Source organism: Sulfitobacter sp. CW3, from assembly GCF_019392245.1.
GTDB lineage: Bacteria > Pseudomonadota > Alphaproteobacteria > Rhodobacterales > Rhodobacteraceae > Sulfitobacter.
Genome location: NZ_JAHXRL010000189.1, coordinates 1 through 275, shown reverse-complemented (window position 1 = coordinate 275; position 275 = coordinate 1). Strand labels below are relative to the sequence as shown.

At 71.6% G+C, this 275-nt stretch carries 1 pseudogene; it reads left to right on the top strand.

The window, feature by feature from the left end:
* A pseudogene (locus KZZ06_RS20725) lies at positions 1-275 on the top strand (CbbBc protein); the annotation flags it as partial.

Sequence of the window (275 nt, the reverse complement as noted above, 5' to 3'; positions counted from 1 at the left end):
GCGGCCATTCCAACGTGCAGGGCGACCGCACGGTCGGCATCAACGAGCGCCCCTCCGCCGCCTTCCTGGATTCCCTGGAGCGACATTTCGGGCTCGCCATGCCGCGCCGGCACGGCCACAACGTCCTGGCGGCGATCCGCGCCATGCGGGACGGCACGTCGAAGGCCTTCATCGGGCTCGGCGGCAACTTCCTCCGGGCGACGCCCGACACGCCGGTCGTGGCGCAGGCGCTGGCCTCGTGCCGGCTCACCGTGCACATCGCCACCAAGCTCAAC